25 protein-coding genes and 1 tRNA gene are annotated in these 24880 nt (G+C 44.4%); 15 read left to right on the top strand and 11 right to left on the bottom strand.

Annotation, left to right across the window (positions count from 1 at the left end):
* The first annotated feature begins 187 nt into the window (after positions 1-187).
* The 8 genes from mlaF to F0232_RS20105 all read left to right on the top strand — a co-directional run bounded on the left by mlaF (position 188) and on the right by F0232_RS20105 (position 5649).
* The gene (mlaF, locus tag F0232_RS20140; protein ID WP_105057615.1) at positions 188-982 is read left to right on the top strand and encodes a phospholipid ABC transporter ATP-binding protein MlaF; all 795 of its coding nucleotides are present in this window, start codon (positions 188-190) and stop codon (positions 980-982) included.
* Position 983: 1 nt separating this feature from the next.
* Positions 984-1763, top strand: a complete 780-nt coding sequence (gene mlaE / locus F0232_RS20135) for a lipid asymmetry maintenance ABC transporter permease subunit MlaE (protein WP_008220420.1) — start codon at positions 984-986, stop codon at positions 1761-1763.
* A 2-nt stretch (positions 1764-1765) separates the two neighbouring features.
* Positions 1766-2257 carry an outer membrane lipid asymmetry maintenance protein MlaD gene (gene mlaD, locus F0232_RS20130; RefSeq protein WP_061033901.1) on the top strand — a complete coding sequence of 164 codons (492 nt, stop codon included), beginning with the start codon at positions 1766-1768 and terminating at the stop codon, positions 2255-2257.
* Between the two features lie 49 nt (positions 2258-2306).
* Positions 2307-2921: a phospholipid-binding protein MlaC gene (locus F0232_RS20125; RefSeq protein WP_116872052.1), complete on the top strand. Its 615-nt coding sequence runs from the start codon at positions 2307-2309 to the stop codon at positions 2919-2921.
* Positions 2921-3229 (top strand): lipid asymmetry maintenance protein MlaB, encoded by a 309-nt coding sequence (locus F0232_RS20120; RefSeq protein ID WP_105057614.1) that lies wholly within the window; start codon positions 2921-2923, stop codon positions 3227-3229. Before F0232_RS20125 ends, F0232_RS20120 begins: the two co-directional genes overlap by 1 nt.
* Before the next feature lie 13 nt (positions 3230-3242).
* Positions 3243-3497, top strand: a complete 255-nt coding sequence (ibaG, locus tag F0232_RS20115; protein ID WP_004738686.1) for a BolA family iron metabolism protein IbaG — start codon at positions 3243-3245, stop codon at positions 3495-3497.
* Between the two features lie 8 nt (positions 3498-3505).
* The gene (gene murA, locus F0232_RS20110; RefSeq protein ID WP_008220410.1) at positions 3506-4771 is read left to right on the top strand and encodes a UDP-N-acetylglucosamine 1-carboxyvinyltransferase; all 1266 of its coding nucleotides are present in this window, start codon (positions 3506-3508) and stop codon (positions 4769-4771) included.
* A gap of 152 nt (positions 4772-4923) precedes the next feature.
* Positions 4924-5649, top strand: coding sequence for a 1-acylglycerol-3-phosphate O-acyltransferase (locus F0232_RS20105; protein WP_061033899.1), 726 nt, complete (start codon positions 4924-4926; stop codon positions 5647-5649).
* 108 nt (positions 5650-5757) lie between these two features.
* Here F0232_RS20105 and F0232_RS20100 read toward each other — a convergent pair whose 3' ends face one another.
* The 5 genes from F0232_RS20100 to arcA all read right to left on the bottom strand — a co-directional run bounded on the left by F0232_RS20100 (position 5758) and on the right by arcA (position 10333).
* Positions 5758-6147 (bottom strand): RidA family protein, encoded by a 390-nt coding sequence (locus tag F0232_RS20100; protein WP_004738682.1) that lies wholly within the window; start codon positions 6145-6147, stop codon positions 5758-5760.
* Between the two features lie 134 nt (positions 6148-6281).
* Positions 6282-6743 carry an aspartate carbamoyltransferase regulatory subunit gene (gene pyrI / locus F0232_RS20095; protein ID WP_004738681.1) on the bottom strand — a complete coding sequence of 154 codons (462 nt, stop codon included), beginning with the start codon at positions 6741-6743 and terminating at the stop codon, positions 6282-6284.
* A 12-nt stretch (positions 6744-6755) separates the two neighbouring features.
* Entirely contained in the window at positions 6756-7685 is a 930-nt protein-coding gene (gene pyrB, locus F0232_RS20090) for an aspartate carbamoyltransferase (protein WP_105057613.1), read from the bottom strand.
* A gap of 269 nt (positions 7686-7954) precedes the next feature.
* Positions 7955-8956 carry an ornithine carbamoyltransferase gene (locus F0232_RS20085; RefSeq protein ID WP_105057612.1) on the bottom strand — a complete coding sequence of 334 codons (1002 nt, stop codon included), beginning with the start codon at positions 8954-8956 and terminating at the stop codon, positions 7955-7957.
* 156 nt (positions 8957-9112) lie between these two features.
* Positions 9113-10333, bottom strand: a complete 1221-nt coding sequence (gene arcA / locus F0232_RS20080) for an arginine deiminase (protein WP_004738676.1) — start codon at positions 10331-10333, stop codon at positions 9113-9115.
* Between the two features lie 576 nt (positions 10334-10909).
* Between arcA and rraB the strand changes: the two genes are divergently transcribed.
* Positions 10910-11326, top strand: a complete 417-nt coding sequence (gene rraB, locus F0232_RS20075; protein ID WP_004738675.1) for a ribonuclease E inhibitor RraB — start codon at positions 10910-10912, stop codon at positions 11324-11326.
* 124 nt (positions 11327-11450) lie between these two features.
* Positions 11451-12245, top strand: a complete 795-nt coding sequence (locus F0232_RS20070; RefSeq protein ID WP_105057611.1) for a hypothetical protein — start codon at positions 11451-11453, stop codon at positions 12243-12245.
* A gap of 7 nt (positions 12246-12252) precedes the next feature.
* On the opposite strand, the gene F0232_RS20065 is transcribed toward F0232_RS20070, so the two are convergent.
* The 5 genes from F0232_RS20065 to pepA form a co-directional block, all read right to left on the bottom strand.
* Positions 12253-13158, bottom strand: a complete 906-nt coding sequence (locus tag F0232_RS20065; RefSeq protein ID WP_105057610.1) for a bifunctional helix-turn-helix transcriptional regulator/GNAT family N-acetyltransferase — start codon at positions 13156-13158, stop codon at positions 12253-12255.
* A gap of 89 nt (positions 13159-13247) precedes the next feature.
* Positions 13248-13646, bottom strand: coding sequence for a DUF2061 domain-containing protein (locus F0232_RS20060; RefSeq protein WP_105057609.1), 399 nt, complete (start codon positions 13644-13646; stop codon positions 13248-13250).
* Between the two features lie 234 nt (positions 13647-13880).
* A complete protein-coding gene (locus tag F0232_RS20055) occupies positions 13881-16754 on the bottom strand; it encodes a valine--tRNA ligase (protein WP_061033894.1) in 2874 nt (957 codons plus the stop codon).
* Between the two features lie 102 nt (positions 16755-16856).
* Positions 16857-17306: a DNA polymerase III subunit chi gene (locus F0232_RS20050; protein WP_061033893.1), complete on the bottom strand. Its 450-nt coding sequence runs from the start codon at positions 17304-17306 to the stop codon at positions 16857-16859.
* A gap of 99 nt (positions 17307-17405) precedes the next feature.
* Entirely contained in the window at positions 17406-18926 is a 1521-nt protein-coding gene (pepA, locus tag F0232_RS20045; protein WP_004738667.1) for a leucyl aminopeptidase, read from the bottom strand.
* Positions 18927-19118: 192 nt separating this feature from the next.
* On the opposite strand from pepA, the gene lptF reads away from it, so the two are divergent.
* Together lptF and lptG are read left to right on the top strand one after the other, a co-directional pair.
* Positions 19119-20219 carry an LPS export ABC transporter permease LptF gene (lptF, locus tag F0232_RS20040; RefSeq protein WP_032498526.1) on the top strand — a complete coding sequence of 367 codons (1101 nt, stop codon included), beginning with the start codon at positions 19119-19121 and terminating at the stop codon, positions 20217-20219.
* 3 nt (positions 20220-20222) lie between these two features.
* The gene (gene lptG, locus F0232_RS20035; RefSeq protein ID WP_061033892.1) at positions 20223-21293 is read left to right on the top strand and encodes an LPS export ABC transporter permease LptG; all 1071 of its coding nucleotides are present in this window, start codon (positions 20223-20225) and stop codon (positions 21291-21293) included.
* A gap of 60 nt (positions 21294-21353) precedes the next feature.
* Here the strand turns inward: lptG and F0232_RS20030 are convergent, their stop codons facing one another.
* Positions 21354-21830 carry an RDD family protein gene (locus tag F0232_RS20030; protein ID WP_004738663.1) on the bottom strand — a complete coding sequence of 159 codons (477 nt, stop codon included), beginning with the start codon at positions 21828-21830 and terminating at the stop codon, positions 21354-21356.
* Between the two features lie 194 nt (positions 21831-22024).
* Here F0232_RS20030 and F0232_RS20025 point away from each other — a divergent pair.
* The 3 genes from F0232_RS20025 to F0232_RS20015 all read left to right on the top strand — a co-directional run bounded on the left by F0232_RS20025 (position 22025) and on the right by F0232_RS20015 (position 24440).
* Positions 22025-22109: transfer RNA gene (locus tag F0232_RS20025), tRNA-Leu, on the top strand.
* 586 nt (positions 22110-22695) lie between these two features.
* Positions 22696-23103, top strand: a complete 408-nt coding sequence (locus tag F0232_RS20020; RefSeq protein WP_008224717.1) for a VOC family protein — start codon at positions 22696-22698, stop codon at positions 23101-23103.
* A gap of 83 nt (positions 23104-23186) precedes the next feature.
* A complete protein-coding gene (locus F0232_RS20015) occupies positions 23187-24440 on the top strand; it encodes an HD-GYP domain-containing protein (protein WP_105057608.1) in 1254 nt (417 codons plus the stop codon).
* The last annotated feature ends 440 nt before the right edge of the window (positions 24441-24880 follow it).

Raw genomic sequence — 24880 nt, 5'->3', positions numbered from 1 at the left:
TCAGCAAATTAATTACCACTTAGCGACTGAGAAAGAGATCTGAAAAGATAATTTTCTAATGCTTTCAAATCCCTGCATAGATTCCTGTTTAATATGAATTAATTGAACAGTGCTTTTAATTCTAAAGTAGACTCATTATTATTGCAGCCATAATTGGCGTTTTTTAAAGCAAGGAAACTACAAGAGTATGTCGAATACTGAACTTGTAAAAGTTAAGAACCTTAGCTTCTCACGCGGTGATCGCGTTATTTTTGACGACATCAGTTTAGAGGTCCCTCAAGGCAAGGTTACTGCCATCATGGGGCCATCAGGGATCGGTAAAACAACTTTACTGCGTTTGATTGGTGGACAATTGCCTCCAGATAACGGTGAAGTTTGGTTTGATGGCGACAATATCCCAACTCTATCTCGTCGAAAGCTTTATCAAGCACGTAAAAAAATGAGCATGCTTTTCCAGTCGGGTGCACTTTTTACGGATCTCAATGTGTTTGATAATGTGGCGTTTCCACTGCGTGAGCACACTGAACTTAACGAAAAATTTATTCGTACCATCGTTTTACTTAAGCTTGAGGCTGTAGGATTACGTGGTGCAGCGCAGTTAATGCCGAGTGAGTTGTCTGGCGGAATGGCTAGGCGTGCCGCATTGGCGCGTGCTATCGCGCTAGATCCTGAACTTATCATGTACGATGAGCCCTTTGTCGGCCAAGACCCAATTACAATGGGTGTGTTGGTTGAACTTATTCGCAACCTCAATCAAGCCTTGGGCTTAACGTCTATCGTCGTTTCTCATGATGTTCCTGAGGTGATGAGTATCGCGGATTGGGTTTACCTACTCGCAGATGGCAAAATCATTGCTGCTGGGTCACCGGAAGAGTTGTACAACAATGACGATCCGAGAGTGCAGCAATTTTTGCAAGGCGAAGCTGATGGCCCTGTGCCATTTAGGTTCCCAGCGCAAAGTCTTGAAAAGGATTTGTTTTAATATGATTGCTAAAACTATTGCAGGTGTCGGTAAGCGAACACTTGCGATCTGTGAGTCATTTGGTCGAGCAAGCCTGATGTTATTCGGGGCTTTGTTTGGCATCCCGCGACTAAAAAACTTCCCTTTATTAGTTAAACAACTTTATAGCGTTGGCGTTCAGTCATTGGCTATTATTTTAGTTTCGGGCTTGTTCATTGGCATGGTATTAAGCCTGCAAGGTTATGTCGTGTTAATTGACTACGGCGCTGAGGGCAACCTTGGCCAAATGGTCGCACTTTCATTGTTACGTGAACTTGGCCCTGTGGTTACTGCATTGCTGTTTGCTGGTCGTGCTGGTTCAGCACTGACGGCTGAAATCGGTTTGATGAAAGCAACGGAGCAGATCTCCAGTTTAGAAATGATGGCGGTAGACCCTCTAAAGCGCATTATTGCACCACGCTTGTGGGCTGGGCTTATCTCTATGCCTCTACTGGCGATGATCTTTATGGCGGTCGGTATTTGGGGCGGCCAGTTAGTCGGTGTTGATTGGAAAGGCATTGATCACGGCAGCTTTTGGTCAGCGATGCAGTCTTCTGTTGAGTTAGGTCGAGATATCGGTAACAGCATGATCAAATGCATGGTGTTTGCCATCACCGTAACTTGGATCGCTCTTTTCAATGGTTATGATGCGGTACCGACCTCTGAAGGTATTAGTCAAGCAACCACACGTACAGTAGTACACTCTTCTCTAGCGGTATTAGGGCTAGATTTTGTTCTTACCGCATTGATGTTTGGGAATTAATCATGCAACAAACTCGAAAGTTAGAATTATGGGTCGGCACCTTTGTTATAGCCGGAATTTGCGCAATCTTAATCATGATCTTTCAAGTCGCTGACGTAAAAGGGCTGGGTTCAAACCATACTTACAATCTGAAAGCGACCTTTGACAACATTGGTAGCCTAAAAGTTCGTTCTCCAGTGAAGGTTGGTGGCGTAGTTGTTGGTCGTGTGAAAAGCATTGAGCTTGATACCGAAAGCTATCTGCCTGTGGTTGAAATGTCGATTGATGCGAAGTACTCACAGTTTCCTGATACCTCTAGTGCTCAAATCTTAACGTCAGGTTTAATCGGTGAGCAGTACATCAGTTTAGTTCCAGGCTTCATTTTTGACGATGAAGAGATGTTGGTTGATGGTGATTCGATTGAAGACACTAAATCGGCATTGGTACTCGAAGATTTGATCGGCCAAGTGCTGTATAGCGTTGGCGGCTCTGATGACAATAACGCTGAGGAATAAGATGATGTTGAAAACGATGAAACACTTGAAAATAGGTTTTTTCGCTGTAATGGCCTTGTTGGTTTCAACTCAAGCTTTTGCGGATGCAACTATTGATAAAACGCAGCCTTACCAAATGATGACGCAAGTCGCTGAGGTGGCATTTGAGCGTTTGAAGAGCGAACAAGACAATATCCACAAAGATCCAGAATTACTCAAGGTGATCGTGGAAGAAGAGTTGATGCCTTATGTGAATGCTCAATATGCAGCACTTAAGCTGCTTGGGCCAAACTTGAAAGGCGCAGATAGAAAAGATGTGCGTGTATTTATCGACTCATTCCGTAAATACTTGGTTTCTTCTTACGCGCAAGTGCTGACTCAATACACAGATCAGACAATTGAATTTGGTCCTGAGCCAAAAATCAAAGCAGACAGTCGTATTACCAGCATCAAGGTCGATATCATCGATTCACCACGACCTAACATCAAACTTGAATTTAAGCTTCGCAAAGACAAAAAGTCTGGCGAGTGGAAAGCATTTGATATGGTTGCGGAGGGGATCAGCCTGCTGTCGAGTAAGCAATCAGAGTGGAATACTAAGATTCGTCAAGACGGTATCTTAGCGGTTGCTGACGAGCTAGAAAAACTGGCTGCACAACCGATTCGCTTTGAGAGTAATAAATAATGAGCCAATCTCAATGGCAAGCGCTAAGCTCTAAAGAGTATCAGCTTATCGGAGATATTGACCGAGACAGTGTTCCTGCAATCTGGCGTATATTGGAAAAGTGGCAAACAACGGAATCGAGCGTTGAAATTGACCTTAGCCATATAAATCGAGTCGATTCAGCAGGAATGGTGATGCTAATTCACTTATTAGAGCATGCAAAAAATCAAAACTGTCATATAATGCTCAGTTTCGTGCCAGAACAATTACGAACGTTGTTCCAATTGAGCAATATCCAGCCAATGATGGCAGAACACATAAAAAATTAGGCAGGAGCTATTTGTGGACAGCACAAAAGTACAAGAATTATTAGCAGAGGCACTGAACCTTCAAGAAATTATCGTGAAGGGTGAAGGCAGTCATTACGAAGTTGTTGCGGTTGATCCATGTTTTGACGGCATGAATCGAGTTAAGAAGCAGCAACTAATCTACGGCCCACTAATGGAATACATTCAACGCAATGACATCCATGCTCTTTCTATCAAGGCATTTACGCCGGAAGAGTGGGAACGTGATAAGAAACTGATGTCACTTTAAGGTTTATGATGGAAAAGTTTCGAGTTATTGGATCAGACAAGCCGTTAAGCGGTGAAGTGACGATCTCTGGCGCAAAGAACGCTGCGCTACCAATCCTATTTGCTTCAATTCTTGCTGAAGAGCCAGTGGAAGTAAGTAACGTTCCTCATCTACGTGACATCGATACTACGATGGAACTGCTAAAGCGTTTAGGCGCGAAAGTATCACGTAATGGAAGCGTTCATGTTGATGGCAGCGAAATTAATGAATTTTGTGCGCCTTACGATTTAGTAAAAACAATGCGTGCTTCTATCTGGGCTTTAGGTCCTCTCGTTGCTCGTTTTGGTGAAGGCCAAGTGTCACTTCCTGGCGGTTGTGCAATTGGTGCTCGCCCTGTTGACCTGCATATCCATGGCCTAGAGCAACTAGGTGCAACCATTACATTGGAAGATGGTTATGTGAAAGCAAGTGTTGATGGCCGTTTGAAAGGCGCGCACATCGTGATGGATAAAGTAAGCGTAGGCGCTACGATCACTATCATGTGTGCAGCAACACTCGCAGAAGGTAAAACAGTATTAGATAACTCAGCGCGTGAGCCTGAGATTGTTGATACGGCTGATTTCCTTAACAAACTGGGTGCGAAGATTTCTGGCGCAGGTACAGATACGATTACTATCGAGGGCGTTGAGCGTCTAGGTGGTGGTCAACACTCTGTGGTTGCAGACCGTATTGAAACGGGTACTTTCCTTGTTGCTGCAGCGGTTTCTGGCGGTAAAGTCGTTTGTCGTAACACTAACGCTCATCTTCTTGAAGCTGCCTTAGCGAAGCTTGAAGAAGCGGGTGCGAAGGTTGAAACGGGCGAAGACTGGATCAGTCTTGATATGACAGGTCGTGAGCTTAAAGCGGTGAAAATCGTAACGGCACCACACCCTGGTTTCCCAACCGACATGCAAGCTCAGTTTACTCTGCTTAACATGATGGCGAAAGGTAGCGGTGTGATCACTGAAACCATCTTCGAAAACCGTTTCATGCATATTCCTGAACTTCAGCGAATGGGTGCAAAAGCAGAGATTGAAGGTAATACAGCTATCTGTGGAGAAACCGAGCAGTTGAGCGGCGCTCAAGTAATGGCAACGGATCTTCGTGCATCAGCGAGTCTTGTTATTGCTGGTTGTATCGCACAAGGCGAAACCATCGTTGACCGTATCTATCACATCGATCGTGGCTACGATAAGATTGAAGATAAGCTTTCAGCGCTGGGCGCAAACATTACCCGATTTCGTGACTCAAACTAACTTAGGTTAGTAAATTCATGACTCAGTAAAATGAAAACACAAAAGTCGGAACCTTGGTTTCGGCTTTTTTATAGTTGTATTTACCGCAAGTGAACCTGTTTGCTTATTATAAAGTGAATAGGTGGGTAAGCTTTGCGGTTGTGAGGAACAAAATGATAGCAATATTACGTATTTTCGCATTGGCGATATTTGCGATTCTTATGTTTGTATTCGGCTGTGGCTATTGTCTACTTAGCCCACGTAACCCAAAGCACGTATTTACCTTTGGTCGTTACTTCGGTCGTATGTCGAAAGTGTTTGGTATCAAGCTAGAGCTGCGTATCCCTGAAGATGCTTACTCTCGTGGTCAACATGTTTATGTTGCGAACCATCAGAATAACTGGGACCTGTTCACGGTATCATCGGCTGTGACGCCTAAAGTGGTAACTGTTGGTAAGAAAAGTCTAGCGTGGATGCCTCTGTTTGGTCAGCTTTACTGGTTGACGGGTAATATTCTAATCGACCGTGCAAACCGCAGCAAAGCGGTTGGTACGATTGATCAAGTGGTCGATAATCTGAAAGGCAGCGATGTTTCGGTATGGATGTTCCCTGAAGGAACGCGTTCAAGAGGCCGTGGTCTGTTGCCATTTAAAACTGGCGCTTTCCATGCGGCAATTGGCGCAGGCTTACCTATTATACCTATCGTATGTAGCTCTACAGGTGGCGTTAAGCTAAACCGTTGGAACAATGGTCATGTGATTGTGGAAATGCTAGCTCCAATTAATACCGAAGGTTACGACAAGTCGAATGTTCGTGAATTAGCAAACCTAACTCGTGAACAGATGGCGGCTAAGTTGGAAGAGCTAGACAAAGAAGTGATTGAGCTTAATAAGAAGTAGCTTAAACGCAGAAAACGAATAATAAAAAAGGTTGCCCAGTTGGCAACCTTTTTTGTATCTCATCAGTGCTTAGCTCAGCACTAAGCCACTGACTAAATAGAGTGAAACCTATTTGCGAACAGCAATAGCTTCGATCTCGATACCAACATCTTTTGGTAGACGAGCTACTTCAACACATGAACGTGCAGGGTAGTTTGCAACGCCGTGTTCATCAAAGAATTTACCGTAAACTTCGTTTACTGTGCCGAAGTCGTTTAGGTCTTTAACGAATACAGTTAGCTTAACGATGTCTTTTACAGTCAGGCCAGAAGCTTCTACAACCGCTTTCACGTTGTCTAGAGATTGGCGTGCTTGCTCTGCGATATCAGCAGATACTTCACCAGTTGCTGGGTTTACTGGGATTTGACCAGAAGTCAGTACCATGTTGCCAAGGTCAACGCCTTGTACGTATGGGCCGATTGCAGCTGGAGCCGATTCTGTGTGAAGTACTTTAGTCATTGGTTTATTCCATCAGTTATTAGATAAAAATCGTTTTTCAGTGTGCCTACAAACCGTGGCTAGGTAAAGCGCAAAATACCCCGCACGGGCGAGGTATTTCATAGTTTTTACATTAATCACGTGCTACGCGAAGTTTATCTTTCTGTCACGATCTCGCGAGAGAAGACTTTTTCGCAGTACTTACATTTCAGGCGAATATCTTCATTCTTCTCAAAGATCTTAAAGCTGCTCTCAACCGGCTCGTTGTGAGTAATGCAGTTGGTGTTTGGACACTCAAACACATCGTTGATTTGCTCAGGTAGTTCAAGCGCTAGCTTCTTAACCACTTCGTAATCTTCGATTTGGTTTACCGTCGCGTGAGGTGCGTACAGTGCTAACTTGTTTGCTTGTTCTTCGGTGATAAACACATTCTCAATTTTAAGTAAGTCTTTACCGCCAAGTGCTGAAGAAGGCAGGTTTAAACCAATAGTGACACGCTGATGAGAGTTGTGCATATCAAACAGTTTTAGCACCTTGATCCCGATGTTTGCTGGGATGTGGTCGATAACGGTACCGTTCTTGATTGCTTCAACTTTTAATTGAGTCTCTTTAGACATGATATCTCTCCTCTACAGCGTTTCGTTAAGAACAAGGGCTAGTAATGCTTCACGCGCGTAAACACCATTTTCAGCTTGCTGGAAGTAGTAAGCGTAAGGTGTTTTATCGACATCGACAGTGATTTCATCAACGCGAGGAAGCGGGTGCAGTACCTTCAAGTTATCACGTGCATTTTCTAATAGAGCAGCCGTTAGGATGTAGGCTGACTTGATGTGTGCGTATTCCGACTCATCAAAGCGTTCTTTCTGTACGCGAGTCATGTATAGAACATCCAGCTCAGGAATCACATCTTCCATGTCGGTCAGGAGTTGGTATTTGATGCCAGCTTCGTCAAGCTCTTCACAGATGTAATCAGGCATAGCCAATGCTTCTGGCGCTATAAAGTAGAAACAGATGTTATCGAACTTAGCCAGTGCTTGAGTCAGAGAGTGAACCGTACGGCCGTATTTAAGGTCACCAACGAACGCGACATTAAGGTTGTCTAGGCGGCCTTGTGTCTCAGCGATAGAGAATAGATCAAGCAGGGTTTGTGTTGGGTGTTGGTTAGCACCATCACCAGCGTTGATTACTGGTACACCGTTAGAGAACTCAGACGCTAGGCGCGCTGCACCTTCTTGAGGGTGACGCATTACGTACGCATCAACGTATGAAGAGATAACCTGTACTGAGTCTGCTAGCGTTTCGCCTTTTTTCGCCAGTGAGGTGTTACCGCCGCTGTCGAAACCAATCACATCACCACCGATGCGTTGAATCGCAGTTTCAAAAGAGAGACGAGTTCGTGTTGAAGGTTCGAAGAAGCAGCTAGCCACAACTTTGTTCTTGATAAGTTCTGGGTTTGGTTCTGCTTTAAGCTGACCAGCTGTTTGAACAATTAATTCTAGCTCTTCACGAGAAAGCTCTGGAATTGAGATGATGTGCTTTTGATAGAGCGAATTCGCCATGATCTTCTTCCCCACAATAATGTATTGGCCACAAAAAAGCCCCCCATAATGGGAGGCTTTAAAAAAGTGCTGAAAAGCAGAATAGACCGCCTGGCAAGCATGCTAGCTTACGAGCAATATTAGGTGTTTTCACAATTTTATTATGTGTGATCACAATATTGGTTGGCGTCATTTTCACTACTCTCAGACAAATTGCCGAGAATTATACGCTTTCAATTTGTGAGCGCAAGCGATTACATCAAGCTTTTGTTTACTTTCACTATTCTCAATTAACCGAGTGTTGCGACCATGACAGCTTTGATGGTGTGCATGCGATTCTCCGCTTCATCGAACACGATAGAGTAGTCAGATTCAAACACTTCATCCGTCACTTCCAAACCGTTCATGCCATATTTGTCAGCCACCTGCTGACCGATGACGGTCTCATTATTGTGGAAAGCGGGTAAGCAGTGCATGAATTTCACTTGAGGGTTGCCCGTTAGCTTAATCACATCCATATTCACTTGATATGGTTTCATCACTGCCACACGTTCGTCCCAAGCTTCTGGCGCTTCGCCCATCGATACCCAAACATCGGTGTAGAGGTAGTCACAGCCTTTTACGCCTTCAGCAACGTCTTCAGTCAGCGTGATTTTAGCGCCGGTACCTTGCGCGATAGCTTGGCACTCTTCGACAAGCTGCTCTTCTGGCCAGAAAGCTTTTGGCGCGACAAGGCGAATATCCATGCCCATCTTGGCAGCCCCTACTAATAGAGAGTTACCCATATTGTTACGAGCATCACCTAGGTAAGCAAAGCTGATTTGATGTAGCTGTTTACCGCGACCATGTTCGATCATGGTCAGGAAGTCAGCCAAGATCTGAGTTGGGTGAAATTCATCAGTAAGGCCATTCCACACTGGAACACCAGCATAAGCGCCAAGGTCTTCGACGATGCTCTGACCAAAGCCACGGTACTCGATGCCATCGTACATACGGCCTAATACGCGTGCCGTATCTTTCATTGATTCTTTTTGACCGATCTGAGAGCCCGAAGGACCCAAGTAAGACACTTGAGCGCCTTGATCAAAAGCGGCGACTTCAAACGCACATCGCGTTCGTGTTGATGCCTTTTCAAAGATCAAAGCGATGTTTTTACCAGTAAGCTTCTTTTGTTCAGTACCTGCATACTTAGCTTTTTTTAGGTCAGCCGACAGGTCGAGTAAAAACTGAATCTCTTTAGGAGTAAAGTCTAGTAGTTTTAGAAAGTTACGATTGCGAAGATTAAAGGCCATCTCTCGCTCCTTGCGTATATAGAATCAATGAAGAACTCAGTTAAACATAAAAATGCTATATTTGTGAATATTTATTTTTTAAATTAATAAAAAAGGCCAGTACAATGGTACTGGCCTAGATGAGTTATTGTATTTTTACGCTATTGAGTTATCAGCTTAGATACCGTCTCTTTCGATAGGGCAGCTCATACAACGAGCGCCACCACGGCCACGACCCAGTTCATTACCTGGAATCGTCAGAACTTCGATACCTGCCTTGTCGTACTTCTCGTTGGTGTAAACATTACGTTCGTAACCGATAACCGTGCCCGGTTTCACTGTCAGTACGTTGTTGGCGTCATTCCACTGCTCACGCTCAGCTTCGTAGTTGTCACCACCTGTAGTGATGATCTTAAGCTGATCAAGACCTAGCGCACCTTCAATCGCTGACAGGTAGTTTTCCGCTTTCTCTACGCGCATCTCACCATTCTCTTTTGGTGTTAGGCGCCATGTGTCTAAATCTTTACGAACGATTTCTGGATACACAGAGAAGGTATCGATATCCATGTGTGTCATTACCGTATCAAGGTGCATACATGAACGGTGCTTCGGTAGATCGATAGCGATCACTTCGGTTGCTTGCCCTGACTTAAATAGGCTCGCCGCTAAATTCTCAACGCCTTGTGGTTTGGTACGCTCAGAAATACCGATAAGTACCGCGCCTTTACCAATAACCAGTACATCGCCGCCTTCAATGTTGGCGTTGTCGTAATGAAGGTCCTCATCACCAAAGTACTTAATGAAGTCTTGCCCCGCAAACACTGGGTGCCAGCGATAGATAGCGCGTAGATGGTTTGTCTCACGTTGACGTGCTGGCTTCATCATAGGGTTTAGCGACACACCGCCATAAACCCAACACGAAGTATCGCGTGTAAATAGGTGGTTAGGCAGTGGCTCGATAACGAAATCAAGTGGGCGATGCATTTTAGGAAGCATCGATGATGATTTGATAGGAAGCTCTGAATATGCCAAGCCACCCAGTAAGATTGTCGCTAGATGCTCATTATCCATTTGAGCAAGATAGTTTCTTAAGTCACGAGCAAAAGTAGGCCCATAACGGAAATCTGAGATTTGAGTGTTTAGCAGCCATTCGCGTGCTTGAGGTACGGCAAGCGTCTCTACCAATAAATCGTGCAGTAACAGTACTTCTACGTCTTGATTACGTAGTGTCTCAGCAAAGGCATCGTGTTCTTCACCAGCAGCTTCCACAGCCAATACATCATCAAATAGAAGGTCGTGACAGTTAGAAGGGGTGAGGTGGGTGAGTGCTCTTTCAGGTCGATTTAGGAGAACTCGTCTTAATTGACCGACTTCGGAGCCAACGTACAGCTTACTCATTTTGCATCCTTACTTTTAATCCAGCGTCTATTTATGACAAGCTTGATCGTAATATGCAAGTTTTAGGGTTTGTGTAAAAATGAAGTATTTTTGAAATTATCCGAACTAAAAACCATTTTTGGTTGAAATTTAGGTGTTAAATTCCAATTGAGTGCATTTAGCATGGAACAACATTTTTGAGGATCTATGCTCAATCTGCGCTCTGTCTGAAATCTATTTTGCTTATTATTAGTGATTTTTTATTCACTATTATGCACTTTTTGAAAGCAACTTGAGGTTTTATGCATCTCAAAACCAGTTCAGCGTATGCATTCACCATGACTAAGCACGCAATTTCTATTTAATATGCTCAAAAGTGACATTAGAGACGAAATGCTGAAATAGTCACCAGTTAATAAAATGTTGAAAATTTGTTTCTGTGATTTTGGTTTCACTTTTGAATTGATATTACTTCTGCTATCTAGCGATAAACTTATCTTTCTAGGCCTGATCTGGGTGGCTTTTCTGGGCGATCCGTGCCATATTTCGTGGCAATCAAATTTGATCTTTTCATAGTCAACACTCTGGAGCAGACACATGTCTCACGAAGATGAATATCTATCAGTAGCGGAATTAATTGAATTTCAAAAGGAAGAGACTCGCGACATCATTGAAGCACTAATTGAAGATGGTAGCGATCCTGAAGCTCTATACGATATCGAGCATCACCTATTTGCTGAAGATTTCGAAGTGCTTGAGAAAGCCGTTGTTGAAGCATTCAAAATGGGTTTTGAAGTACTTGAAGCTGAAGAGACAGAAGACGAAGATGGCAACAAGCTACTTTGTTGTGATGCGACTATGCAGTCAGCTCTAGATGCAGAAGCGATCGATGCACAAGTTGAGAAGCTTGTGAACCTTGCAGAGAAATTCGACATAATCTACGACGGTTGGGGCACTTACTACGAAGGTGAAGATGCTATCTACCCTGAAGAAGATGATGAAGGTGAAGAGTAATTTCTTCCCAGTTTGAAAAGTGCCAGCCTCGAGCTGGCATTTTTTTATCCTCAGAAAAATAAATGTCTTTAAATGCATTCATTCATTATAATGCGGTAAAAATTGATCTAGCTCAAGGAATGATATGCGGCTGCAACTTGACGGTCTTTGGCAAATATCGCCACTGACAGACCTCTCTATACCCCAAGATGATATTACTTTTCCTGCACCGCTGAGCGCAAAACTTCCTAACACATTAAGTGAAGAAGAGATTGCGGCACAAGAGTGGCATCTAATGCATGACATTGAAGTCGATGATGCGATGCTGGCTTGCCCCTTTGTTGAGCTAGTCGTCGCGGGTGTCGATTACTTTGCTGAAGTGCGGCTCAATGGTGTAGCAGTCTTTGATTGTGATGGCAGCCAAGAAGAGTACCGTAAAGACATTCGCCCTTATATGCAGCCAGGTCGAAACCGCTTTGAGATCTTGTTTCTTGAAGAAGAGGAAGGGTTGTTGCTCGAAGAAGATATGGATGAGCAATCGTCTTCGCTAAACATTGCTAAATCAGACTCTCGAATGGGTATTTGGCAAGCTCCTTATCTGCAGTTTGTTCGCAATGTGAAACTTGACCAAATTGTCACTGAGCAGATCTGGCACCACGGTGGCGGTTGTGAGTTTAAAGTGGACGTGATTTACCAGACTCTCAAAGCTGGGCTGGTATCGGCATCAATCAAGTTCAATGGTATGACGCTGGTGATGCCGATAGATGTACGTGCGGAACATACTGGCGTTGTGTTCCAAGTGGAAGCACCGATAGTCTTCAATGTTGATAAGCCCAACCCTAAGCATTTATACCAGTTAGAAGTTGAGCTCGATGGACAAAAAGAGAGCTCTTTTGTTGCCCTAAACCCTGCGTCTTGCGTGAGTAACTTTTTACGCTAGACTGCACTTATAGCATTTTGGCCATGACCACTTCACAAGCGTCGTGGCCTGTTTCTCCCCAAGCACTCTCTAGGTGCTCAAAACCTAATGCTTCATAAAGCTTAACCGCTGCCTCCAAACATTCTGTCGTTTCTAAGTACATTTGTTGGTAACCCAGTTGCTTGGCGAGTTTCAAGCTTAAGGCGACGATACGTTTAGCCAACCCTTGCCCACGAGTTTGTTCTAAGAAGTACATCTTTTGTAGCTCACATACGTCTGGTCGGCCTGCCAGTGGGGCAAAACCGCCACCACCCACAACTTCACCTTGATACTCGATCACCCAGTACATCGCATTGTCTTGGCTATATACAGAATACATGTCATCAAGCGTTGGATCGGCGACGCCATAGCCTTTGTCTGCGGTTAAGCCATGTTCGGCAGAGACTTGTCGTATGACATCGGCAACTTGTTCGTTGTCGGCGTGAGTGAGTGGGCGCAGTACAAACTCGTCGGCTTGGCAGACTTTAGTTAGCCCTTTGAGGTAAACCTCCAACCCAAGCTTTAACTGTTGTTGCTCATCCTCGTTTAGGGCTTCTAGCATATTGTCGAAGAAAGCGTTCTGTTGTTGGTCGAGCTCAGACAGCACCTGCTGTCCTCGAGTGGTGAGTGTGACCTTTTGACTGCGTTTGTCATTTGGGTTCTCGATGCTGTCGGTTAACTCAAGCTTGTTTAACCCTGCGACGGTGCGACTGGCATTCGACTTATCGACATTTAATCGTTGTGCGAGCTGGTTGATCGTGAGCGGTTGGAGTTGGATTTCTCCTAGGGCATGGGCTTGGACTGGGGTTAGGGCTATTTCGCCACATTGCTTATCGAGCATACCCAGCAAGCGAACGGCTTGGCGGGAGTAGTGTCTTAGTTGTCGAGCATTCATAATTACTTACCTCAAAAATAAAGTTGCGCACCGCAATCAATTTAGTTGCGGTGCGCAACTTTGTCAATGGGTAAGATTCGATTCTCTGTTTAAGCGTGCTGGTGGACGCAAAATTGTGGTGTTTGAGCGTCTGATTTACGTAACCACACTTTCTCATGGAAGTAGTACGCGACTGTATTTAGAGCGGGCTCTAGCATCGCCATCACACCACCAACAAAGGCATCACCAGTTAGCAAGTAGACCACGGTAAAAGCAACACTGAAGTGGATGGTCGCAAAGCTGGCGGTTTTTAATTTGGTCATCCACTGACGAGCTTTAAGCGCTGGAACTTGAGCCCACGCCTTTTCATGAAAATAGAAGGCGACCGTATTTACAGAGGGCTCAATCATGGCAATTAAGCTACCAATTAAGATGTCGCCTGTTAGTACGTAAGCGACACTAAATGCGATAGTAAAATGTAATGCAGCAAAGGTTAGTGTCTTTTTCATGATAATTACTCAATCGTTGTGTTGTTTCGATAGAGCTATTATTGAGAATTATTATCATTAAATGAAATGGGTATTAGAGATTAATTTGATAGGCAAAAGCTATCAAACTGCCGGCGAAGTTTGGAAAGTGCTGTTATTGGGTGATAAATCCAATGGCATAAAAAAAGGCTGACCATAAGGCCAACCTTTTTATCTGTAACGAGAAGTTTAAAGGCTTCTCATTGAGCGAGGATTTTAAAGAGCTGCGATGGTCGCTTTTTGCTCTTCAAGCTTAGTTAGTGTCTCTTGGTAACCCACTAGCTTCTCACGCTCTTTCGCGATAACCGCTTCAGGTGCTTTAGCAACGAAACCTTCGTTACCTAGCTTGCCTTCGATACGCTTGATTTCGCCGTGAGTTTTCTGCACTTCTTTATCAAGGCGAGCAAGTTCTGCGTCCTTGTCGATCAGACCGGCCATTGGGATCATCAGCTCAGATTGACCCACTAGCTTAGTCGCACATGCTGGAGTCTCAGCATCTTGAGCAAGAACAGTTAGGCTATCTAGCTTAGCAAGAGAGTTCAGAACAACCTTGTTTGCTTCGATACGCGCAGCGTCTTTCTCACTAGCAACTTTGATCATTACTTCTAGGCCTTTGCTAGGTGCAATGTCGTATTCCGCACGTAGGTTACGGATAGCAGTGATGAAAGTCTTAACCCATTCGATATCTTCTACGATCTCAGCGTTGAAGTTCTCTTCGTTAAACTGAGGAAGCGCTTGAGTCATGATAGTGTCGCCTTCAACACCATCTACTAGCGGCTTAACGCTCTGCCAGATAGATTCAGTGATGTAAGGAAGTACTGGGTGAGCAAGACGCAGTGTTTTCTCTAAAACAGTGATCAGCATGTAGCGAGTTGCTTGTTGCTGAGCTTCAGTGCCTTTCCATAGAACCGGTTTAGTTAGCTCTAGGTACCAGTCACAGAATTGGTTCCAGATGAATTCGTAAAGCGTGTTTGCTGCCATGTCTAGGCGGTAGTTGTCTAGGTGAGCATTAAACTCTTTCGCTGCTAGTTCAAACTGAGATTCAATCCACTTATCCGCTAGAGAGAATTCCATGTTTGCACGGTCTTCAGCTGATAGTGACATGCCACAATCGTGCTCTTCTGTATTCATCAGTACGTAACGGCTCGCGTTCCATAGCTTGTTACAGAAGTTACGGTAACCTTCAAGACGCTTCATGTCCCAGTTGATGTCACGGCCAGTTGAAGCCATAGCTGCAAGAGTGAAACGCAGTGCATCAGTACCGTATGGTTCGATACCGTTCTCGAAAGTCTTACGCGTGTTCTTCTCGATCTTCTTCGCTAGCTGAGGCTGCATCATGTTGCCACAACGCTTCTCTACTAGAGACTCTAGGTCGATACCATCGATCATGTCGATAGGGTCAAGAACGTTACCTTTAGACTTAGACATTTTGTCGCCGTTTTCGTCACGGATTAGACCCGTTACGTAAACCGTCTTAAATGGTACTTGTGCTTTACCATTTTCATCTTTGTTGAAGTGCATGGTCATCATGATCATACGCGCAACCCAGAAGAAGATGATGTCGAAGCCAGTAACTAGAACGTCTGAAGGGTGGAATGTCTTCAGATCTTCAGTTTGCTCAGGCCAGCCTTGAGTACCGAATGTCCATAGCGCAGAAGAGAACCATGTATCAAGTACGTCGTCGTCTTGGCGAAGAACAACTACTGGTGCAAGGTTGTTGTTTGCACGTACTTCTTCTTCAGTACGGCCTACGTATACATTGCCATCGTTGTCGTACCATGCTGGGATGCGGTGGCCCCACCAAAGTTGACGAGAGATACACCAGTCTTGAATGTCACGCATCCAAGAGAAGTACATGTTTTCGTACTGCTTAGGAACGAACTGGATATCACCATCTTCAACCGCTTTAACAGCAGGTTCAGCAAGAGGTGCAGCACGCACGTACCATTGGTCAGTTAGCATTGGTTCGATAACCACGCCACCACGGTCGCCGTAAGGAACCGTTAGGTCGTGATCTTTGATCTCGTCAAGAAGACCAAGTTCTTCGAATTCAGCAACGATCGCTTTACGAGCAGCAAAACGCTCCATGCCGTGGTACTTAGCAGGCAGTTCTGTAGAGTAAACATCGCTAGCTTCACCATTAGTAGTGAATACTTCAGCCGCATCACGGATGTCTGCGTTGAAAGTTAGGATGTTGATCATTGGTAGGTTGTTACGCTTACCAACTTCGTAATCGTTAAAGTCGTGAGCAGGGGTGATCTTCACACAACCTGTGCCTTTTTCCATATCTGCGTGCTCATCGCCTACGATAGGGATAAGGCGGTTTACGATAGGAAGTAGGATTTCTTTACCGATAAGATCTTTGTAACGTGGATCTTCTGGGTTTACAGCAACACCAGTATCGCCAAGCATTGTTTCTGGACGAGTTGTCGCAACAACAATGTAATCTTTACCTTCAGCAGTTTTCACGCCGTTTGCTAGCGGGTAGCGGAAGTGCCACATGTGGCCTTTTTTGTCTTTGTTTTCAACTTCAAGATCAGAAATTGCTGTGTGCAGTTTTGGATCCCAGTTTACTAGACGCTTACCACGGTAGATTAGGTCATCTTCGTATAGGCGAACAAACACTTCTTGAACAGCGTTAGATAGGCCATCATCCATAGTGAAACGCTCACGGTCCCAGTCTACCGATGCGCCTAGACGACGAAGTTGCTTAGTGATTGTGCCACCAGATTCGTTTTTCCATTCCCAGATCTTGTCGATGAAAGCATCACGGCCGTAATCGTGCTTAGTTTTGCCTTCTTCTGCCGCGATCTTACGCTCAACAACCATTTGAGTTGCGATACCAGCGTGGTCAGTACCTACTTGCCAAAGCGTGTTCTTGCCTTTCATACGCTCAGCACGGATTAGAGTATCCATGATAGTGTCTTGGAACGCGTGACCCATGTGTAGGCTACCAGTGACGTTCGGTGGCGGGATCATGATGCTGTAAGCTTCTTTTGATGTGTCACCGTGTGGCTTAAAGTAGCCTTTCTCTTCCCAAGTCTGATACAGAGCTTGTTCGATTGATGTTGGGTTGTATGTCTTTTCCATAGTGCTCTTAAACGGATACTGTGAATGGTTAATCGTGGTCAAACTTCATAAGTGAAGCTTCTTGAATCTAAATTCAAAGATAGCTTTATCTATGAGGTTTGACTATGGATGTTGAATCTCGATAGTCTGCAGCTGATATCCAGCCTGACGGTAAATTTTATACCTTTCTCGAGCGAGTTGCTTAGCTTTTTCTTCGCAAGGGACGAAGTCTATCACCTGAGCAAAGGCGTTCGCAAAGGTTGTATGATTATCGGCCAGATTAATTACTAGCTGACGATTCCAATTGTGCTTTACGCCTTGGTAGCCAATCTCAATGTTGGTTGAATACTTCGGGCCTTCGCCAACCAAGTTATGCGCAATAAATTCAGTGGGTTCGACTTGCCAGAAAATCTCTGCGATACGCTCGGCATGGGCTTTGTCATTACAGTTGAGATAAAGTTTAGCGCCTTGTTTTGCAAAGTGCTGAGCAAGAAACAGCACATAGTTAGCGAAACCTTCTTCACTCGCTTGTGGGCTGTCTGATGACACTATGTAAAACGTAGCTGTTTGCATACTTGATACTCGAACTGAAAATCGTGGCTATTCATCTTACTTGGTCAACAGACCCTAACAAATAGCGCTTATTAAAAAAGGGCCCGTAGGCCCTTTTTATTATTTTGAAGATTGCTCTTCAGTCTCTTGGCCGCTGCGGTTCAATAAGAATTGGACTAGCATTGAGACAGGACGACCTGTCGAGCCTTTTGCTGCGCCAGATTTCCAAGCTGTACCTGCGATATCTAGGTGAGCCCAGTGATATTTCTTAGTGAACTTAGACAGGAAACAACCAGCAGTGATAGTACCGCCTGGGCGGCCGCCGATGTTTGCCATATCAGCGAATGGGCTGTTTAGCTGCTCATGGTACTCGTCTGCCATTGGTAGACGCCATGCACGGTCACTTGCTTGCTCAGAAGCGTTGACTAGCTCGTGAGACAGAGGATTGTGGTTTGATAGTACGCCACTGATGTGGTGACCCAGAGCAATAACACACGCGCCAGTTAGTGTTGCAACGTCAACCACGCAATCTGGTTCAAAACGCTCAACGTAAGTTAGCGCATCACAAAGAACCAAGCGACCTTCAGCATCAGTGTTTAGGACTTCAACTGTTTGGCCTGACATCGTCGTTAGGATGTCACCTGGGCGGTAAGCGTTGCTACCTGGCATGTTTTCACAACCAGCAAGAATACCGACAACATTGATAGGCAGGTTCAATTTAGCTAGCGCTTTCATTGTACCGAATACAGACGCAGCACCACACATGTCGTACTTCATCTCATCCATACCTTCACCTGGCTTAAGTGAGATACCGCCTGAATCGAACGTTAGGCCTTTACCAACAAGTACAATCGGTTTTGCATCAGAATCTGGTGCGCCTTTGTACTCCATGATAGACATCATAGATTCGTTCTTTGAACCACGACCCACCGCTAGGTAAGAGGTCATGCCCAGTTTTTCCATCTCTTCTTCACCGATGATCTTAGTCGTTACGGTTTCGAAGTCGTCAGCTAGGCGACGAGCTTGAGAGGCAAGGTAAGCTGGGTTAGCGATGTTTGGTGGCATGTTGCCAAGGTCTTTAGATGCTTTTACACCTGAAGCAATAGCAAGACCGTGAGCAATCGCTTTTTCACCTAGGCTCAGTTCACGACGTGTTGGTACGTTGAATACCAATTTACGTAGTGGGCGACGAGTCTCTGGCTTGTTGCTCTTGAATTGGTCAAATGTGTAAAGACCATCTTTAGTCGCTTCTACCGCTTGACGAACTTTCCAGTAAGTGTCGCGGCCTTTAACGTGCAGTTCTGTTAGGAAACATACGGCTTCCATAGAACCTGTTTCGTTTAGTGTGCTGATGGTTTTCTGAATAATTTCTTTGTATTGACGCTCGCCTAGCTCACGCTCTTTACCACAGCCTACAAGTAGAACACGTTCTGAAAGTACACCAGGTACTTGATGCAGTAGTAGCATCTGGCCAGGTTTACCCTCTAGATCACCGCGACGAAGCAGTGAACTAATATAGCCATCGCTAATCTTATCTAATTGCTCGGCTACTGGAGAAAGGCGGCGCGGTTCGAATACACCGACAACGATACATGCGCTGCGTTGTTTCTCTGGGCTGCCACTTTTTACACTGAACTCCATGCGTACTCCTACATCCTGAAGACAAATCGAACTAAATGTTAGATAATGGGTTCTTACTTGTTGGATCCTATAATGGAACTAACCTTAAAGAAGAACGCTAACACTTAGCTAAAAATTTAAAAAAATAAAAGGTTCAACGGGAAATTATAGTGATTCAATCAAAAAAACAAGTTTTGTATAGGTAATTTGAGCGTGATTATTGTTAGATATTTGATCCGCGAGACAATCAAGAGCCAATTTGCGATCTTTTTTGTTCTCTTTCTCGTGTTTCTCAGCCAAAAATTCATCAGTGTGTTAGCGGACGCCTCTGATGGTGCTATCCCTGCGAGTCTAATCTTGTCGATCGTTAGTCTAAATATGCCAGCGATGGGCTTATTGATGCTTCCGCTCAGTATCTATATTGGTATTTTGCTCACTTTTGGTCGTCTTTACGCTGAAAGTGAAATAGTGGTCATGAACGCGACCGGTATAGGTAACAAATTCCTGATTCAATCGGCACTCTACTTAGCTTTGATTACTGCGTCGGTTGCCGCTTTTAACTCATTCTGGTTATCTCCTTGGTCGCAAGACAAGGTTGAACAGATGTATGAGGAAGTGGCAGCAGAGAACAGTGTTGATTTGCTACCAAAGGGTAAATTTGAAGGAACGCCAGATGGTTCGTCTGTGGTGTTCATCGATGATATTGATGGGAATAAGCTAGAAAACGTGTTCGTTGCTCAAATGCGTCCGCGTGATTCTGTGCTTCCAAGTGTAATGTACTCGAAGTCGGGCGATGTAAAAGAGCTCAGCGATGGCCGCCAAGTCATCGTGATGTACGATGGTACTCGTCATGAAGGTGTTCCAACTCGTCTTGACTATATGGTGACACACTTCGAAGAGTATGAAGGCTTGATTGGTCAGCGAGAAGTTGAGAAGAAAGGTCGTGACTGGGAAGCGATTCCGACACTTGACCTTGTTGGTAACCCAAACAATAGCGCAAAAGCTGAATTGCAATGGCGTATTTCATTGGTACTCTGTATTCCGTTGTTGACCATGCTTGTTGTGCCACTCTCGGCGGTAAACCCAAGGCAGGGACGTTTCGCTAAGATTGGTCCTGCGATTTTGATTTATCTGACCTACTTCTTGGCAATCAGTGCAACCAAATCAGCAATAGAAGAGGGCAGTATCCCTGCAGTAGTCGGCATGTGGCCAATCAATGCATTGTTGTTAATTGTCGCGATTGGTGCAAACTTTATGGATAGCGTGCCAGTAAGGCGTTTGAAAGAAAAATTCAAGAATAAGAGGTTGGCTTAAGCCGTGTTTAAGATTCTCGATTTATATATAGGCAGAACAATCATCGCAACCACGTCACTTGTACTGGTGACGTTTGTTGGCCTTTCAGGGATCATCAAGTATGTAGAGCAGCTGAGAAAAGTTGGTCGTGGTACCTACGATCTGCTTCAAGCTCTGTACTTTGTTTTGTTAAGTATCCCACGTGATATCGAAATGTTTTTCCCAATGGCAGCTTTACTTGGTGCATTGATCGGATTGGGTATGCTTGCGGCGAGCTCTGAGTTGGTAGTAATGCAGGCGGCGGGTTTCTCTAAACTTGATATCGGTTTCTCGGTACTTAAGACAGCGATTCCATTAATGATAGTGGTGACGCTATTAGGGCAATGGGGCGCGCCTCAAGCGCAAAAGATGGCTCGTGACTTAAGAACCATATCGATTGCAGGGGGGAATATCATCTCCACGCAAAGCGGTGTTTGGGCTCGTGATGCCAATGATTTCATCTTTATTGTCAAAATCGACGATGACAAGCTATATGGCATGAACATGTGGCGCTTTGATGAAAATAAGGCTCTGAAAACCGCTATCTATTCTAAAGAAGTGGATTACGTTGGAGACAACGTTTGGACGATGAAAGATGTTGTTGTTACTTCTTTTGAAAATGAACTGCAGATAACGAAAGAGAATTTGCCAACATACACTTGGAAAACATCACTTGCACCAGACAAGCTTGCGATCGTGACAGTGAAACCAGAAGAGCTGTCATTGAGTGGTTTGTATGATTACGTATCTTATCTGAAAGCTTCAGAACAAGATGCTGCGCGTTACGAGTTGGCGTTGTGGAGAAAGATAACCCAGCCAATCTCTATCGCGGTGATGATGTTGATGGCGCTGTCATTTATCTTTGGTCCACTGCGTAGTGTGACCATGGGGGCAAGGATCCTATCTGGTGTTATCGCAGGCTTTACCTTCTATATATCAAGTGAGTTCTTTGGCCCTGTGAGTTTGGTGTATCAGATACCGCCGGCCTTTGGTGCGTTAGCCCCAAGTGTCGTATTCCTCGGAATAGCCGTGATGCTCTTGAGGCGGAAACTATAAATAAAAAAGGAAGGCATAACGCCTTCCTTTTTTTATCTTGATTGAAGCTGTTTAGAAGCACTATCGCGCTTGAGGTAACACAACCACTTCGGTCTTCGCCCAGATATCGTGAAAGCCACGCTTTTGAGGATCTAAGGGAACGCATAGGTTGGCTAAACCAAAACCAGAGGTTCCTAAGCGAATAAGAGCTTGAGTGACAGTAATCGCAGAACCATCTTTGTTCTGAACGCGGAGTTTCCACGCTCTCATTCCCAGAGTTTGACCCGCTCGAGTCCAGAAGAACACAAAGAAGTAAACCCAAACCGCTACTAGATAAAATGTGTAAACCGGGCTCCAGATAGGGTGGTTGGTTAGGAAGTCACTGACATCGGCATAACCACTGTGGTCAAAAATGCCAAGAGCCATAAGCGCATGCAGTAAAGCGATAATGACGCCAGCTGCCATCATTTCAATAGCGATCACGATAAGAGCGTCATAGAACAAAGCACCGAATCGGCGCATCATTCCAGCTGGTGGCAGTGTGTTGGTAGATGTCATGGTGTTATTACTTCTTCAAAAATTTAGGCGTCAGAATATAGTTTAAGGCAGAGCGTGAAAAGAGACATGACGCACAGCTTATGACTTAGTGGCGAAATTATCGGCAAACACACGTGAATTCAAGTTTTTATGCTTGCCACATCAGCTTGCTTACGTATAATGCCAAACATCGACAGGGCAATGCCCACGATAATGCCGGTATGGTGAAATTGGTATACACGACGGATTCAAAATCCGTTGCCTTCGGGCGTGGCGGTTCAAGTCCGCCTACCGGTACCATATATAGAAAGGTCGCTTTTATAGCGGCCTTTCGTCGTTTTGGGCGTTTGTGAATTTGAAACCCAGCGTGTCGGCTTGGATGCAAGCCTAGTCAAGTCACTTACCTGTACCATATTTTAAGACAGAGCCTCAACGAAAGTTGGGGCTTTGTTGTATCTGGAGTCTGGAAGGCGTTGCCTTCGTGGTTGCGGCAGGAATGCCTGTCCAATCAGTTCGCCTAGAGCGGTACCATATAGAAAGGTCGCTTTTATAGCGACCTTTCGTCGTTTTGGGCGTTTGTGAATTTGAAATCCAGCGTGTCGGCTTGGATGCAAGCCCAGTCAAGTCGCCTACCGATACCATATTTAAATGACAAAGCCTCGACTCAAGTCGGGGCTTTGTTGTATCTGGAATCTGGAAAGCGTTGCCTTCGTGATAGCGGCAGGAATGCCTGTCCAATCAGTCAGATCTTGATGTTTCATTTATAAATCTCATCAATTCCCATCGTAGTAATAACCTTCAATAAATTAATCATCTGAAATCAGCCTGTTACCTGTAATTTTTGCTTCTATTGTCTATGTTTAAAGTAGCAATAGAGGAGAAAGATATGCTGACAGTAACCCCTTACTTATTTTTCGATGGTCGTTGTGGCGAGGCGTTGGATTTTTATCATAAATGCTTTGGTGGAGTTGTCTTATCGAAACAACTCTTTAGTGATGCTCCACAGGTAATAGAGGGAGCGCAGCCTGATTGGATCATGCATGCTGAATTCGAAGCCTTTGGTATGAAGCTGATGATGTCTGATGGGGTTAAAGCTAAAGAACTCGAAGGGAATAATCTTGCTCTTTCTCTCGTTACAGATGATACCGCGACCCAAGAGCAGATCTTTGAAAAACTAACACAGGGTGGGCGAATTATGACGCCGCTTGCAGACACGTTTTGGGGCGCTAGGTTTGGCAAAGTTGAAGATAAGTTCGGTATAAGATGGATGGTGCATTGCGACTCTTTAAACTGAACCTGTGAAATAGGATAGTGAAATTGCTGCTTGGTTTTATTAGAATTATAAATAGAGATTATTAATCAACGTTATATATAAAAATGGGCAGCATAAAAATTACCGTAGATCGCATCCAGCCCGGTCTACATATACGACTTCCCGTCAAGTGGAATGAACACCCGTTTCTATTCAATAGCTTTAAAATAAAAGACGATGCTCAGGTTAAGATCATTCGACACCTTGGTATCAAACACGTCTATATAAACCTTAATCAAAGTGATACTTCACCTTTGCCGGTTAACCATATGGTTGAGTTGGAATCAGGTGATGACTTACAGGTTAGTCTTGAAGCTGAAAAAATGTGGCAAGAAAAGCATGATCGCATTGAAACTTTAAGTTCTTACCGACGCAGAGTGAGTAACTGTGAGAAAGAGTTTGAGCGTTCACTTGCTCGAATGCGCTCAGTCATGACCAAAATTCGCAATCGTCCTTTGGATGCGGTAGGAGAGGTGAAATCTCTCGTTGATGATATTGTCGAAACATTAGTATGTGATGATAACGTCACACTCCACCTAATGAATGGTAAAGCTGACTTTGAAGATATCTACTTCCACACACTAAATGTTGCTGTTGTTGCCATGATGCTCGGCAAAGCTAAAGGCTACAACACACAACAACTGAAAGCTCTCTCTTTTGCTGCGTTATTCCATGACGTGGGCAAAATCAAAATACCCGTCGCTATATTAAGAAAGCAGAGCGCATTGACGGTGCCAGAAGAGAACTACTTAAAGCTCCATACTAAGTATGGTGCGGAGATCGTTTCTGCAATAGATGATTTTCCTGAAACAGCTAAAAAGGTAATTGCTCAGCATCATGAGATGAATGATGGCTCTGGTTACCCAGAAGGCTTAAAGGAAGAAGAGATTGATGAGTTTGCCAAGATAGTAGCAGTTGCCAATGCATTCGATAACTTGTGCCATGGTAAAACACAGTCACCGCCAATGATCCCTTACCTATCGCTTTCTCACTTATATAAGAACTGCAAACACCTATATAGCCAAGACAACTTAAGTCTATTGGTTAAGTTCATGGGAGTGTACCCGCCAGGAACCGTGGTTCAGCTCTCCAATGATTCAATTGGTATTGTTATTTCGGTAAATGCCAAGCATATGCTTTATCCCAATGTGCTGACGTATGACCCTAGCGTGCCCAGAACACAAGCTCCGGTAATCGACCTGCTTGCTAAAGATATAAAAATCGTTAATGCGGTTAATCCCAACAAACTACCTGAACAAGTAAGAGAGTACCTAAACCCTAGGTCCCGGTTGTCTTACTTCTTTGATAGTGGTGAGTAGTTATCCACAGGGTTCTGTGAGTAATTTGTTCGAAAGTTGGGCTTAAAGTGGTACAAATAAGCCCTTGGTTGAAATGTCTTCGTTTAACCTCTTTTTTCAATAAAAAATGCATTTAATGCTTGCCAATATGAGCGGCGTCTCTATAATGCCGCCTCACTGACACGGCAGACGCCACAAGGCTTCAGCGAAGAATGTTAGTAAAGGCAACTAGCTTTGAGTGATAATTCACTCCTACTTTTAGAAAGTAGAAATTAATTCCAAATAAGTGTTTGACACTGAGAATTAAGTCGCTAGAATGGCCGCCTCTTACGAAGTGACGCAGGTCACAACGAAGAGAAGCTCTTTAACAATTTAAACCTATCAATCTGTGTGGGCACTCGTTGATGAATATCAAAACGTTTTATCGTTAGATAAAACAGATTCTTCGGAATCAAAATGAT

It is taken from the genome of Vibrio sp. T3Y01 (genome assembly GCF_013114525.1).
GTDB classification, from domain to species: domain Bacteria; phylum Pseudomonadota; class Gammaproteobacteria; order Enterobacterales; family Vibrionaceae; genus Vibrio; species Vibrio chagasii_B.
This window is presented reverse-complemented; position numbering and strand designations above follow the sequence as displayed.